Consider the following 13,342-nt stretch of genomic DNA (forward strand, 5'->3'; position numbering starts at 1 on the left):
GCGGTACGAGGGGAGCAACATGGCTGAGGTGCTGGTCTTCCACCATGGACACGGGCTGACCGCCGGCGTTCGCAGTTTCGCCGAGCAGGTGCGCCGGGCCGGACACACCGTCCACGCTCCGGATCTGTACGAAGGGCAGGTATTCGGCAGCCTCGAGGAGGGCGCCGCCCATGCCGAGAGTGTCGGGTTCGACACGATCATCGCGCGCGGAGCCGACGCCGCCGAGGGGATGCCTGCGGGCCTCATTTATGTCGGCTTCTCGCTCGGCGTCCTGCCGGCGCAGAAGCTGGCTCAGACTCGCCCCGGAGCAAAGGGTGCTCTGTTGCTCGAGGCGTGCGTCCCTGTCTCGGAGTTCGGTGCGGCCTGGCCCCAGGACGTCCCGGTTCAGATCCACGGCATGGACGCAGATCCGTTCTTCGCCGGGGAGGGGGACGCGGACGCTGCCCGCGCAGTGGTCAAGACGGTGACGGATGCGGAGCTGTTCCTCTATCCCGGCGACAGGCACCTGTTCACCGACAGCAGTCTGCCGTCCTACGACGAACAGGCCGCGATGCAGGTCAACCATCGGGTGCTCGGCTTCCTCGACCGCATCAGCAGGGAATCAACAGCAGCCCGAAGCTGATGAGCGCCAGCAGTGCCGGCGAGGCGGTAGGAGTCGGTGCCGGTGCCGGTGATCCGCCGTTCGGGCGGCTCCGTGCACGGTCGTCGTGCTCGGCCGTCATGAGGTCGGCGAGGAAGCCCCGGTAGGTCATCTGGTCCTTGGCCTCCGGACTGCGCATCACTGATCCCGCCGTCCGGTTCGAACGGGAGGCCGAGGCCCGGGTCTTCGGCGCCGTGGGTTTGCCGGCGCAGGACTCTCCGCTCTGGGAGAGGACCGCTGACACGAACGTGGCCGGCGCGGTTGGTGGCCGCCTGGGCGGCGCTGCCCGCTCACGTCACCTGCGGCGCTGGTGCACTCTCTGCGGCCCGCGACGGGAGCCTCCCATGCCCCCGCTCCGTCCGCCCCCGCGGCGGGCGGTCTTTCTTTCGGGACGTCCCGTGCAGGTCAACGCGCCGGCACACGCTTTGCGGTGACGACCGGTCATATATGGCCGGTCGAATGACCTGTTCGCGGGGCCGCTCTTGCCCGAGGCTCGCCACGGCGCCGTGCACCACCGCCCGGCGCGGCCTTCACGGCCACCCAGTGACGAGACGAGGTCTCATGAAATCCGTACGTCTGATGGCCGTCGGCGCGACGCTGACGCTCGCGGTGCTCACCGCCGCCGCCCCGGTCCACGCCGATACACCGACGGCGGCGGGCATCCTGCAGTCCGGCGCGCAGAAAGGCATCGCCGACGGCTACCCCGGCGTGGTCGGCCTGGTCCGCTCCGGTGACAGCGCGCAGTACGTATCGGCGGGCACCGGCAACACCGCCACCAAGGTGCCCGCCGATCCGCAGGCGCAGTTCCGGATGGGCAGCAACACCAAGGCGTTCATCGCGACCGTGCTGCTGCAACTGGAAGCCGAGGGCAGGCTCTCCCTGGACGACTCCGTCGCCCGGTGGCTGCCGGGCGCCGTCGACGCCAACGGCTATGACGGCAGCCGGATCACCTTGAGGCAGCTGCTCAACCAGACCTCCGACCTCCCGGACTTCGTTCACGACACCTCGTTCTACAACTCCTACGCCTCCAACCGCGAGCCCGCCCGGGCCTGGCCGCCGCAGACCCTCGTGGACCTGGGTCTCGCGCTGCGGCGGCCCTCCGCCGAGCCGGGCGAGAAGTGGGCGTACTCCAACACCAACTACGTGCTGGCCGGCATGGTGATCAAGGCGGTCACGGGCAACGACCCGGCGATCGAGGTCACCCGGCGGATCATCGAGCCGCTCGGCCTGCGGAACACCTTCTTCCCCACCTCCGACCCGGCCCTGCGAGGCAACTACCTGCACGGCTACGCGTACGGGTGGCTCGGCATGGTGCTCACGGACGTCACGGTCTCCAACGTCCAGGCGATGGGCTCGGCAGGCGCGATGGTGTCGACCCTGGACGACCTCGCCACCTTCACCCGGGCGCTGCTCGGCGGTCGTTTGCTGCCGCCCGCGCAGGAGGCCGAGCTGAAGACCACGGTCGCCACCGGGAGCGGCGACATCCGCTACGGGCTGGGCATCAGCCGGTTCCAACTGCCGTGCGGCCAGTGGGTCTGGTCCCACAACGGGGCCGTGCTCGGCTACTTCAGCACGTGGTACGCCGACGACGACGGCGACAAGCAGGTGCTGGAAGCCAACACCGAATACCACCTGCAGGCACCGACCCGGGGCCAGACGGACACCGACAAGGCGATGCGGGACGCCTTCTGCGCGCTCTGACCGGCCGAACCACGCGGGCACCGACGGCACCGACGGCGAGTCTCCCTGGGAGTCGCCCCGTGGAACGGGCGCTGCGTTCCGGACAATGAGCGCATGCGCATTCGATTCCCTCATGTGAGCGAGCTGCCCCTTCTCCAGGACATCGAGAGGGCCGCCGGCCAGCGGTTCCACGACATAGGCATGCCGGAGATCGCCGAGGACGAGCCGCTTCCGCTGGACGAGCTCGCCCGGTACCGGCGCGACGGGAGGGCCTGGGTGGCGGTCGACGCGGCCGGCACCCCGGTCGGCTACCTGATCGCCGACCTCGTCGACGGCAATTTCCATGTCGAGCAGGTCTCGGTGCACCCCGGCAGCGCTCGGCGCGGGGTGGGCAGGTCCCTGCTGGAGCATCTGGCCGGCCACGCCAGGAGCCGGCAGGTGCCCGCCCTGACCCTCACCACGTTCGCCGACGTCCCGTGGAACGCCGCCTACTACACCCGCTGCGGCTTCCGGATCCTGGCCGAGAGCATGCTCACGCCTGGCCTGCGGGAGATCCGAGAGCGCGAGGCGGCCCACGGCCTGGACCGGTGGCCGCGCGTGTGCATGCGCAGGGAGCTGTGACGCCGTGGGCGGCCGGCGCGGGCAGGGCACTTCCGCTCCGTCCACCGCACCGCCCCGGTGTCACCGCACCGCCCGTGAACCGCTGAGGCGGCTCAGGATCAGCGCAGGCGGCAGATCGTGTGCGGGTCGGCTTCCTTGGGGCCGGGGGGTGCGATGAGCGGTGCCTCGCTGCCCGCGGGCCGCCCGCACACGTTCTCCGACCGCACCTCACCGCCGTCGTAGCTCACCCGCACGATCCCGTAACCGTGGCCGCGCTGGTCGGCGTAGGGCCGGCTGCCGGCGAAGCCGACCGTGCCGACCGGCAGGTTCGGAACGGGGTGCCAGCGCAGGTCGGCCCAGGTCTCCGCGGCGGTCTGCGGGACGTCCCCGTTCCGCGCGGCCCGGTACAGGACGGCCGTGGCGCTGTAGGACAGCACCGTCTGCCCGTTGGAGAACAGCGCGTCGGTCCAGGGCCGGGCGGGATCGGCGAGCGCCGTCCGCCGTGCCCCGGCGGGCAGCAATCCCATGAGGACGCGGTGGGCGTCGATGTAGAAGCCGGTCGTCGCCGCCAGGTCCATGGGGGCGAGGGCGAAGTGGTAGAGGGTGACCTCGTCGGGGATGCGGAGGGCCTCACCCTCCTCGTAGTTGCTCTTGGTGAGGTCGTCGCCGGTGAACACGGTGATGCCGCGTCCCGAACAGCCGGGGGTGGAGCCGAGTTGGGACATCAGGTTGGGCACGTCCTCGACCCGGCCGGCGAAGTAGAGGGCCTTCGGGACGGTCCGGCTGCCGCAGATCTCGCCGATGGGGGTCGTCAGTTCGGGCTCGCCCTCGGCACTGAGCCGGTACGTCCGCGGAGGCGCCGGGGCGAAGCCCGCCTCGGCCAGCATCTGCTTGCCCACCCTGGCCTGTTCGGTGGTGTAGAAGTCCTTCTCGCTGCCGACCGACCGGGACAGCACGGCGCCCCGGGCGCCCTTCTCCCGGGCGGCCAGCTGACGGGCGACGACCAGCAGGGCGTTCGCCTCCTCCTCGTCGGTGGCGGCCAGCCCGAACCAGTTGGACAGCCTGCGTGCCAGGTGGCTGCCGGAGTTGGTGGTGCTCACGACGGGCAGACCGGCCCCCTTGAGGATGCGGGCGGCCTGCTCGGTCTCGGTGGTGTCGCGACCCATGCCCACGACGCCGACGATGGAGCGGTCCCGGCGCGCCAGGTCCGCGATGTGCCGGGCCATGGGCACCACGTGCAGCATGTTCTGGTCGGCGTTGGCGAGCAGGACCTTGATCTTGGTCGGCTGATCGGTGCTGACGTTGGCGTAGTGCTGGTAGAGGTACACCCCCGTGATCTCCTCCAGCCCCTTGCGGGTGTCGGCCTGCTTCGCGGCGGTGACCGGGCCGGCGTAGACGATCGTCACATGGGCGTCGCGCGGTCCGATGGCCGCGTTCTCGGCCCTGATCGCCCGCTCCACCGCGTCGAAGGTGACGCCCTTGCCGGCGCCGGACAGGCTCAGTGCGTTGCCCTGCGCGAGCCGTACGTTCCCGGTGGCGACGCCGACGCACCGTCCGTCGTAGAGGTTGGAGTCGGTGTTGGAGCCGAGCAGCCGGCCCTCGCAGTAGCGTCCGGCGAGGTAGTGGTTGCCGAGAAAGCCCGCGGCCAGGCCGAGGGCGAGGAGCACCGCGAGGCAGGGCCGGGACCACAGGAGCCAGGCGGGCGTCCGGCGGATGCGGTCGGTGGAGTGCTGTGCGGAGTGCCGGTGGCGCAGTTCGTCGCCGGGCATCGGGATGTACAGGATCCACGGCAGGGTGGCGGCCCGGCCCGGGGACTGGCCGGCGCTGAGGTTGGTCACCCACCGCTGGTACCTGGCGTCCGCTCCGAAGGCCTCTTCCTCGTCGTCGGCGTGGGAGCGGCCCGGCAGGGCGGCCGGCTCCGGGACGGCGGGGACCTGCGGCCGCAGGCGCTCCGCCGCCGGGACCGCGGCCAGCACGAGCAGGGGATCGACCTCGCTGCGGCGGCTGCGCACGTCGCTGATGGTGCGCAGCAGGAGCAGACCGCCGTCCTCCTCGGTGATCCTGGGCAGATACACCACGGGCGGCACGGTGCGCTTGCGGCGGCGCAGGTCCAGCGCCCGCGGGCGGAAGTTCTCGCGCAGATCCTCCAGCAGCGCCAGCACACGTAACTCCAGGTGGAACTGACGTGCCGTCGCGTCGCCCGCCTGGGCCGCGACCACCTGCTGGGCGACGGCGAAGGCGCGGCCCCGGATGGTCTCCCAGGACTTCGCCGGCCGCCAGCGCGACCAGTCGGCGGCGGCCGGCCGGTCGCTGAGCGGGGCCAGGAAGGTGGTCGTCGCGAACCAGCGGGTGGCCCGGCGCAACCACAGCAGCGGCGGTGCGCTGCGCGCGAGCAGGTGCACCAGGCCGAACGCCGTCAGTGCCAGGGCGCCGCCCCACAACGCCGTACGCCAGCCGCCCTCGCCCAGCAGCACGCTGAGGCAGGCGATGAACATGGCACCCGCGAAACCGGAGGGGTTGACGACGGCGCCGATGGTCTGCGCGAGTGCCGGAACGCGGCGCCGGCCCTCCTCGCCGCCGGGGCCACCGTCGGGACGCCAGCGCAGCTCGGCCAGCCGGCGCAGCAGACGCTCGCGGCGCTCCGCCGCCGTCCACACCGTCGTGACCCCGGCGCCGACCTCGGGCGCGGCCTGCTCGATGGCGCGCAGCAGGCGGGAACGCGGGAAGCTGAAGGGTTTGTACTGCGACTGCCGTGCGTTGTCCCAGGAGTGCTCGCACAGCTGGCGCACCATGTCGACGGCCGAGGAGTACGGGTCCGGGCCGCCCCCGCCGTCGAGCCGCTTGGCGATCAGCCCCCGCGGCTGCTGGCTCTGGCGGACGAACTCCACCACCTGGGCGACCCGTCGGTCGAGGGTGCCGGTCTCGTCCTCCTCGGTGGCCTGCAGCACCACCAGCGGGGTCACCGGAGGGTTCGCCCGGTAACCGTCGATGAGCCGTCTCATCAGCGCGAAGACCGCGTCGGCGGCCTCCACCCCGGCGCTGCCTGTCCAGACCCGTCTGCCCATATGCTCCGCCCCCGTCGCATCGACCTCATCGAACATCGAGTTCGATGGGAATACCCAGACCCGGGCGCCGCTGCACCCCGGGAACCCCAAGAATGTCGGGGGTGCCCAGGGTGGCGGGTTCGGACGTCCCGGGTCCGGTTTGCGCCGTATACCGGCCGCTTGATCAGTGCCGGGAGGCGATGATCAGGATGATGACGAGGATGCCCAGGGCGAGCAGGCATCCGCCGCCACCGCCGCCGGACGATCCCTTGCGGAACTCGACCATCCCGCCGGGGACGACGGCCGGGTGGCGGCTGCGGTAGTGCGCCTCGATCGCGTTCTCCCCCTGGGACTCGCTCCCCCAGGAGGTGTGGTGCCCGCACTCACCGCACCGGTAGCGGTAGCTGTCGGCCATGACTGTCTCCTTTTTCTGGTCGTTGGTCGTTCGGTGTTCGTTGGTTCAGTCGTCGTCCCGCCCGGCGCGGGCGAGGTGTTCGGCGAGGGACCGGAAGACGCAGAGGTTCGGGATGCCGGACGCGGCGGACGCCCACACCAGCCGGCGGCCGTCGGCGCGGACGGTGACGAAGCCGTTGCGGACCTCGATCCGCCGGACCTCGGTCCAGCGCAGGGACGTCCGGGCGGAACCGACGGCGTCCGCGGTGACCCACAGGGAGCCGAAGGCCAGCCGCGCGCCCTGCCGCAGCGCGGCCAGCGCCCGTGGGGCCTGTGCGGCGACGACGGCCCCGCAGATCGCGGACCACCACTCCTGCGGCCGGGCGAAATCGCCGCGGCGCAGCACGACCCGCTCGCCGTGGACGTCGACCAGCACGAGGGCGCCGGTGACGCCGCGGGAGGTGAGCACCGTGCACCGGCGCACCACCGTCGTATCGAAGCGGACGGCATGGATCCGCCGGCCGGAGGCGGCTGTCAGACCGTGCTCGTACAGGTCCAGCCGGGCGCCGGGGCTCCCGGACGGTCCCCTGCCGGCGCGCAGCAGGCGCCGCATCCGCACGGTGGCCGGCCGGCGCCGCCGGGGCTCGGTGGACGGCGCCCGGTAGGTGACGCGTCGTCTGCCCAGATGGGCCCGCCCGGCGGTCGCGGAGATCCGCGCCAACAGCAGTTCCTCGGCGCGCTCACGGTCGTCCGCCGGCCCGTTCACGCCGCGTCCGCCCGGTCCGGGCCGGCGTCCGCCCCGAGCAGTGCCGCCCGCCGGGCGCGCAGGAGCAGGTCGCCCGGGGCGACCCCGAGGTCGTCGGCCAGGCGCCGGGCGGTGCGGTCGAAGACGGCCAGGGCCTCGGCCCGCCGGCCGTCGTGCCGCAGCGCCCGCATCAGCAGCGCGGCGACCGGTTCGTTCAGCGGTTCCTCCAGCGCCAGGGCGGACAGCGCGGTGATCGCCTCCGCGCGTCGGCCCAGCCTCAGCTGCAAGTCCGCCTTCCGCTGTGCCAGGGCGACCCTGCGCCGCACGAGCCGCACCCGCTCCGACTCGGCGAACGGCCCGGGCAGTGCGGCCAGCGGCTCGCCGCGGAACAGCTCAAGCGCCCGGGCGCACAGCCGCTCGGCCTCCGGCAGGTCGCCGGTGCGTTCGGCCTCCTCGGCCCGGCCGGCCAGGTCGTCCACGCACAGCGCGTCCACCTCGGCGATGCCCTGGACCAGTCCGTATCCGTACCGGTCGCGCCGGATCACCGAGTCCGGGCGCTCCCCGAGGCGCAGGATCTTGCGCAGCCGGTACACGTAGACGGGTACGACGTTGCCGTCCGGCATCTCCCTGCCCCAGACGTCCTCCAGCAGGCGTGGCCGGCTGACGGAAGGGCTCGGGCTCAGGGCGAGCGCCGCCAGTACGGCCTGCTGCCGCACGGGGCCGATGTCCAGGGGCCGGCCGGCGAGCGTCGTCCGGAGCGGGCCGAGTACCGACACCTGGAGCCAGGGATCGGCTGCGGTGCCGGCCCGGCGTGCGGCGGTGTTCCCCGGCAGCGGCCGGCGCGGTCCCTGTCCCGGCCGGACCAGCCCGCAGTCGAAGGCGTGCACGATGGCGGCGGCCCGGTCGCGCAGCCCCAGTTTCCCGAGCACGCGGCCGAGCCGTTCGGCCACCACGTGTTCGGGCAGGGTCAGGGCGGCGGCGATCTCGGCGTCTCCCAGGCCGCAGCCGAGCGCGTAGAGCACTTCGCGTTCCTCGGCGGTGAGGCATGTGACGCCCCGGTCGCACCTGCCCGCGGTCGTCGTCGGCATGGCCACTCCCTGTTCTCTGGGTTCTCTGGACCGGTCGATCCCCTCGCCCCGGTCGCTCACGTCGATGTGGTCGAGGCTGGCCGTCGTGCAGGAAATGTGGACAGAGCATTCAACCGGTCATATGTGACCGGTGGCCGCGCTAGAGTCCCGACCTGCGGAAACGGACAATTCAAGGGGGAAGGGCCATGGCCTGTGGCCGGTGAGTTCGGCGCGGTGCTGCGCCGGCTGCGTGAGAAGGCGGGACTGACCCAGGAGGAGCTGGAGCGGCGTTCCGGTGTCAGCGTGAGCACCATCCGCGGCCTGGAGACCGGCAAGCGCGGCAACCCGCGGATGACCACGGTGCGGCGGCTGGCCGACGCGCTCGCCCTGGGCGGCGAGGACCGCGAGGAGTTACTCGGTGCTGCCGTCCCGGGATTCCGAGGCGGCGGCGCGGACGCGGCGGAAGCGAGCGCTCCGGACGCGGGCGCGGCGGAAGCGGGCGGGCCCGACGTGGGCGCGGCACCAGCGGGCGGGCCCGCCGTGGCGACGCCCGCGGTGCCTCCGTCGGCGGTGCGGGCCGCGCCGGCGGAGGCGGCCGAGCAGCTCGCGAAGGCGGTGGCGGCCCGCTGGCAGCGCGAGGAGGAGCAGCGGCGGATCCAGGACCCGTACCCGCTGCCGGTCCGCTGGAAGCCCGCCTGCGAGACGCTCACCGACCACTGGGCCAACATCCGCCGCCTCCCGCCGGGCGCCCCGAGCGCCCCGCTGGATCTGAGCGGCCGGCTGGAGGGCATCGCGGAGACCTACCGGAGCGTGCCCTCCGGGCGGCTGGTGGTCCTCGGCAGGTCCGGGTCCGGGAAGACGGTCCTGACCCTGCGCTTCGTCCTCGACCATCTGAGGACGCGGACGCCCGCCGAGCCCGTCCCGGTGATCTTCAGCATCGGCGCCTGGGACCCCACGGCCGTCACCCTGCGCGACTGGCTGACCGAGCAGTTGACGCGTGACCATCCCGGTACGGCCGCTCCGGGGCCCGGCAAGGTCAGCCTGGCCTCCGCGCTCGTCGACTCCGGCCGCGTGCTGCCGGTGCTGGACGGCTTCGACGAGATGGCCGACGGGCTGCGCCGCCCCGCGCTCGAGGCCCTCAACGCCACCACGCTGCCGCTCGTGCTCACCAGTCGCCCCGCCGAGTACGCCGCCGCGGTCGCGGAGACGGATGTGCTGACCTCGGCCGCGCCGATCGAGCTCACCGATCTCACCCTGGACGACCTGGACGACTATCTGCCCCGCACCACCCGCAAGACGGACCGCTCGGACCCGGCGGCGGGCGCCTGGCAGCCCGTGCTGAAGAAGCTGCGCGAGCCCTCGCCGGACGGGTCACCGGCCCCGCTCGCCACGGTCCTCTCGACGCCGCTGATGGTGGCGCTCGCCCGCACCGTCTACAGCGACACACCGGAGCACGATCCGGCCGAGCTGCTCGATACCCAACTATTCCTGGGTGTCCGGGAGTTGGAGGAGCACCTGCTCGACAACTTTCTGCCGACCGTCTATCGCCGCTCCCGGCCGGGGGCGCGCGGCTGGGAGCCCGAGCGGGTCCAGCGCTGGCTCGGGCATCTCGCCCGGCATCTGACGGAACTCAAGACTCCGGACCTGGCCTGGTGGCGGCTCGGCCACGGTCTGCGCGGTTCCACCCGCACTCTGGTCACCGCACTCGTCACCGCGCTGGTCATCGGGCTGGTCGACGGCGCCATGTCCGCCGCTTTCAGCGGCTCGTTGGCCGGCGGCGTACTGGACGGCACGATCGTCGGCCTGCTGGCCGGACTCATGTTCGGGCTGGTGCACTGGTTCACGTACACGGTCACGGGCAAGGACGTCCAGCCGTCCGCTGTGCGGCTGCGCATCCGCGGCCGGCCGGACACCACCACGTGGCGGGCGGGTCCCCGGCTGGTGATCGGCACTCTGGGCGGCGCGTTCTTCGGTTGCGCCTACGGGTTCATGGTCGGCCTGTTGCGCGCGCTCAGCCAGCGTGCCGGGCCGGCGTTGGTGCTGGAGAACGGGCTGATCAACGCGATCTTCTTCGGGCTGGTCTTCGGCGGCGCCGCGGGGCTCTCCTTCTGCCTCCTCGGCCTCCTCGAAACGCCCCGCGACATCGTCTCCGCCGTCAGCCCCGGCAGCGTCCTGCGCGCCGACCGCCGGACGGTGCTCGTCCGACTGTGCTTCTGGGCACCCGTGTTCGGCACGGCGGTCGGGCTCGGGGCCGGGCTGGTGGTGGATCTGCTGCAAGGGCACCTGGGCCGGCTCGCCACGGACCCCATGACCAGTCTGATGCTCGGCACCATCAGCGGTCTGGGCGGCGCGCTCGGCTACACGCTGACCCTGACCGCCTGGGGCCAGTGGTGTCTGCTCGCCCGCATCTGGCTGCCGCTGACCGGACGCCTTCCCTGGGCCGCCGCCGCCTTCCTGGACGACGCCTACCAGCGCGGCGTCCTCCGCCAGGCGGGTGCGGTGTACCAGTTCCGTCACGCCCGGCTGCAGAGCCGGCTCGCGCGGAGCCGCCGACGAGGATGAACGGGCGGGGCCGCCCTCCGGGCCGGGTTTCCAGGGGCGCGTGCGGGCGGGTGGCTCACGGGTTGATGCCGTCGTACTGCAGAACGCGGTAGGGCGACTCGTGGGGGCGGCCGTTCCACTGCGAGACGATCAGGGTCAGGGAGGTGGGGCCTGCGCTGCCCGGGTGGATGTACCCGCCGTAGAGGAAGGGGAGTTGGGGCTTGCCCCAGTGGTCGGGCGGCCAGGCGGTGTCGCCGGCGATCTGCGTCTTCGGCGCGCTCCACACGGCGTCGGGCCGGGGGGCGGTGCGGGTGCGGATCGAGTAGTCGGTGACGTCGAAGTAGCTCATGCAGTACGTGCCGCCGATGCGCTTGACGGAGAACTCGCCGATGTTGTTCCCGGAGAGGATCACGGACGGCTGGACCGCGCGGGTCCACTGCCAACGGCCGTCCAGGTAGGCCCAGTTCTCCTGCGCACCGAAGTTGCCGGCGCGGAACTCCTCCGGCCGGATGCGGAAGAGCTGGATCGCGCCGCCGTCACCGGTGTTGACGTGGCTGCCGTTCCAGCGCTTGGAGAAGATGTAGAGCCAGCCGTCGGGGTCGATGCCCGCGAACGACCACATGCCGTACAGCGACTGGTTGACTCCCTGGGTGTCCCCCGCCCAGTGGTAGGGGTAGTCGTGCCAGGTGACGCCGTGGTCGTCGGAGTAGGCGACGCCGGACATCCGCGAACCGTCGTAGCCCGCGGGCGGCTGCCAGACCTCCACGGAGGTGTACTGGATGTAGGTGCGGCCGCCGAACTCGATGCAGTCGTTCGGGATGCGGCTGACCTCGAACCCGTATCCGTTGTCGGCGTTGTGCCGGTAGTCGAAGAGCTGCCGGGCGCCGCCCCCCGTGGGCATGGCCCAGGTGAACGAGATCGGGGTGGAGCCGGAGGCGTCGAAGGAGCCCTGGTTCAGCATGACCGGGGAGCCGAGGTACTCCCCTCCCAGCGCGGGTTCGCTGAAGGAGTCACCGAAGACATAGCCCCAGGTGTTGTCGTGCTCCCGGTGGTAGGGGATCGCGAGATCGCCCGACCCCAGCCCCTGCGCACGGGCCGAGTCGCCCGGCTGTTCGCACAGCGGCGCGCCGTTCTGGGCCGCGACGGCGGACGGGGCGGCGGCGAGTGAGCCGCCGAGCGCACCGGCGGTCAGGGCGACGCCCGCGCCGGCCTTCAGCAGGGTCCGGCGGGTGGGCGGACGGCGGTCGGGGTGGGCGGAATCGGGCATGGTGGTCCCTTCGGGGTCGATCGGCCGCGGTGGCTGGCTCATCCTGGCGGAGGGCGTTGAAAAATCGATGAAATGCCGGTTCAGCGAACGGAATCGAGTTCCTGGAGTCTCGGCGGAGGAGCCACCGGAGAGCCGTCACTCGCCGGTCCCGGCCGCCGCACCCGCACGGCGGTGTCATGGGAATTTCACCGGCCTTCCCTAGCGTGACCGTGTCCGGGAGACACCGCCCGTACTCACGAGGAGGCCACGCTGTGGCAAGGACATCGAACCGCTTGCGACTGACGGTGACCGGGATGGTCACCGCCGTCGCCCTGGCCCTGGCCCTGTCGGCCGGTTCCGCGCAGGCCGCCGACGACACCGCACCACCTCCGTTGACGAACGGGTTCGGACTGACGCAGGTCGACACGGCCGTGGGCGGTCCCACGAACTTCACCATCACGGTGACCACGCCGGAGGTCACCGGCAAGCACCACATCAAGATCATCCTGCCGAGCGGCTACTACGACGACCCGAACAGGCGCTACCCCGTGCTGTACTTCCTGCACGGCTCGCCCGACGACCCGATCCGGCAGAACTATGCGGCGCTGACCATGTCCGACTCGATGATCACCGTCATCCCGGACGGCGGCGCCCGGGGCTGGTACGCCAACTGGCTGAACCAGAAGACGCGGCTCGGCGCCCAGAACTGGGAGAACTTCCACCTCAAGCAGGTGATCCCGTTCGTCGACGCGAACCTGCGGACCATCCCCACCAAGAAGGCCAGGGCCGTCGCCGGTGTCTCCATGGGCGGGTTCGGTGCCCTGCACTACGCGCAGGTCCGGCCCGACCTGTTCAGCCAGACGGCGTCCCTGTCGGGGGACATCGACCTGTCGGTCCGGTCCATGGACCTGCGGCTGGCCGTCGTCGCCTCCGTCACCGACGCGCTCGGAGCGATCTGCGGCTCGTCCTCCGGCGCCTGCGACCCCGACAACTCGCCCTACAAACCCGGCGTGGACAGCGACGCCCTGTTCGGCTCGCCCTACCCGGTGTTCAACGCCGACTGGCGGTGGAACGAGGTCGATCCGGCCGCGCACATGGACAAGCTGGCCGGGATCGGCGTCTCCATCTACGTGGGCAACGGCGGCGGCGTACCCACCGAACCGGAGTTCTGGCTCGAAGGCGCGGCCCAGCACGTCAAGGACAGCATGGACGCGCTCGGCATGCCGTACCACTACGTCGACTACGGCGACGGTTCCGCCTGGGGCACCCAGTGCAACGGCGGCCACAACGGCGGCTGCTGGGAGCAGGATCTGCGGGACCTGATCCCCAGGCTGGAGCGGGCGTTCGCCTCCTGACGGTACGCACACGCGAAGCGCCCCCGCCGGG

Annotated in this window: 11 protein-coding genes; 5 read left to right on the top strand and 6 right to left on the bottom strand. The window is 72.1% G+C overall.

What is annotated here, in order from left to right:
- The first annotated feature begins 19 nt into the window (after positions 1–19).
- The gene (locus tag HB370_RS02010; protein WP_030787432.1) at positions 20–622 is read left to right on the top strand and encodes a dienelactone hydrolase family protein; all 603 of its coding nucleotides are present in this window, start codon (positions 20–22) and stop codon (positions 620–622) included.
- Here the strand turns inward: HB370_RS02010 and HB370_RS41640 are convergent.
- Positions 591–779, bottom strand: coding sequence for a hypothetical protein (locus tag HB370_RS41640; protein WP_244405354.1), 189 nt, complete (start codon positions 777–779; stop codon positions 591–593). The two genes, HB370_RS02010 and HB370_RS41640, sit on opposite strands and share 32 nt — an antisense overlap.
- 422 nt (positions 780–1,201) lie before the next feature.
- Between HB370_RS41640 and HB370_RS02020 the strand changes: the two genes are divergently transcribed.
- Positions 1,202–2,341 carry a serine hydrolase domain-containing protein gene (locus HB370_RS02020; RefSeq protein WP_030787435.1) on the top strand — a complete coding sequence of 380 codons (1,140 nt, stop codon included), beginning with the start codon at positions 1,202–1,204 and terminating at the stop codon, positions 2,339–2,341.
- Between the two features lie 93 nt (positions 2,342–2,434).
- On the top strand, positions 2,435–2,941 hold the full coding sequence (locus tag HB370_RS02025; RefSeq protein ID WP_030787438.1) for a GNAT family N-acetyltransferase: 507 nt from the start codon (positions 2,435–2,437) through the stop codon (positions 2,939–2,941).
- A 98-nt stretch (positions 2,942–3,039) separates the two neighbouring features.
- Here HB370_RS02025 and HB370_RS02030 read toward each other — a convergent pair whose 3' ends face one another.
- From HB370_RS02030 to HB370_RS02045, 4 genes are all read right to left on the bottom strand, one after another.
- Positions 3,040–5,985, bottom strand: coding sequence for a hypothetical protein (locus tag HB370_RS02030; protein WP_030787440.1), 2,946 nt, complete (start codon positions 5,983–5,985; stop codon positions 3,040–3,042).
- Between the two features lie 163 nt (positions 5,986–6,148).
- Positions 6,149–6,379: a hypothetical protein gene (locus tag HB370_RS02035; protein ID WP_030787443.1), complete on the bottom strand. Its 231-nt coding sequence runs from the start codon at positions 6,377–6,379 to the stop codon at positions 6,149–6,151.
- A gap of 45 nt (positions 6,380–6,424) precedes the next feature.
- A complete protein-coding gene (locus tag HB370_RS02040) occupies positions 6,425–7,123 on the bottom strand; it encodes a DUF6585 family protein (RefSeq protein ID WP_030787446.1) in 699 nt (232 codons plus the stop codon).
- On the bottom strand, positions 7,120–8,190 hold the full coding sequence (locus HB370_RS02045) for a BTAD domain-containing putative transcriptional regulator (protein ID WP_030787449.1): 1,071 nt from the start codon (positions 8,188–8,190) through the stop codon (positions 7,120–7,122). Before HB370_RS02045 ends, HB370_RS02040 begins: the two co-directional genes overlap by 4 nt.
- Positions 8,191–8,382: 192 nt before the next feature.
- Between HB370_RS02045 and HB370_RS02050 the strand changes: the two genes are divergently transcribed.
- On the top strand, positions 8,383–10,731 hold the full coding sequence (locus HB370_RS02050; RefSeq protein WP_030787451.1) for a helix-turn-helix transcriptional regulator: 2,349 nt from the start codon (positions 8,383–8,385) through the stop codon (positions 10,729–10,731).
- Positions 10,732–10,786: 55 nt separating this feature from the next.
- On the opposite strand, the gene HB370_RS02055 is transcribed toward HB370_RS02050, so the two are convergent.
- Positions 10,787–11,977 (bottom strand): DUF4185 domain-containing protein, encoded by a 1,191-nt coding sequence (locus HB370_RS02055; RefSeq protein ID WP_030787458.1) that lies wholly within the window; start codon positions 11,975–11,977, stop codon positions 10,787–10,789.
- Between the two features lie 293 nt (positions 11,978–12,270).
- Here HB370_RS02055 and HB370_RS02060 point away from each other — a divergent pair, with 293 nt between their 5' ends.
- Positions 12,271–13,311 (top strand): alpha/beta hydrolase-fold protein, encoded by a 1,041-nt coding sequence (locus HB370_RS02060; RefSeq protein WP_208974501.1) that lies wholly within the window; start codon positions 12,271–12,273, stop codon positions 13,309–13,311.
- Positions 13,312–13,342 lie beyond the last annotated feature (31 nt).

The organism is Streptomyces sp. DSM 40868 (assembly GCF_011820545.1).
Lineage (GTDB): Bacteria > Actinomycetota > Actinomycetes > Streptomycetales > Streptomycetaceae > Streptomyces > Streptomyces eurythermus.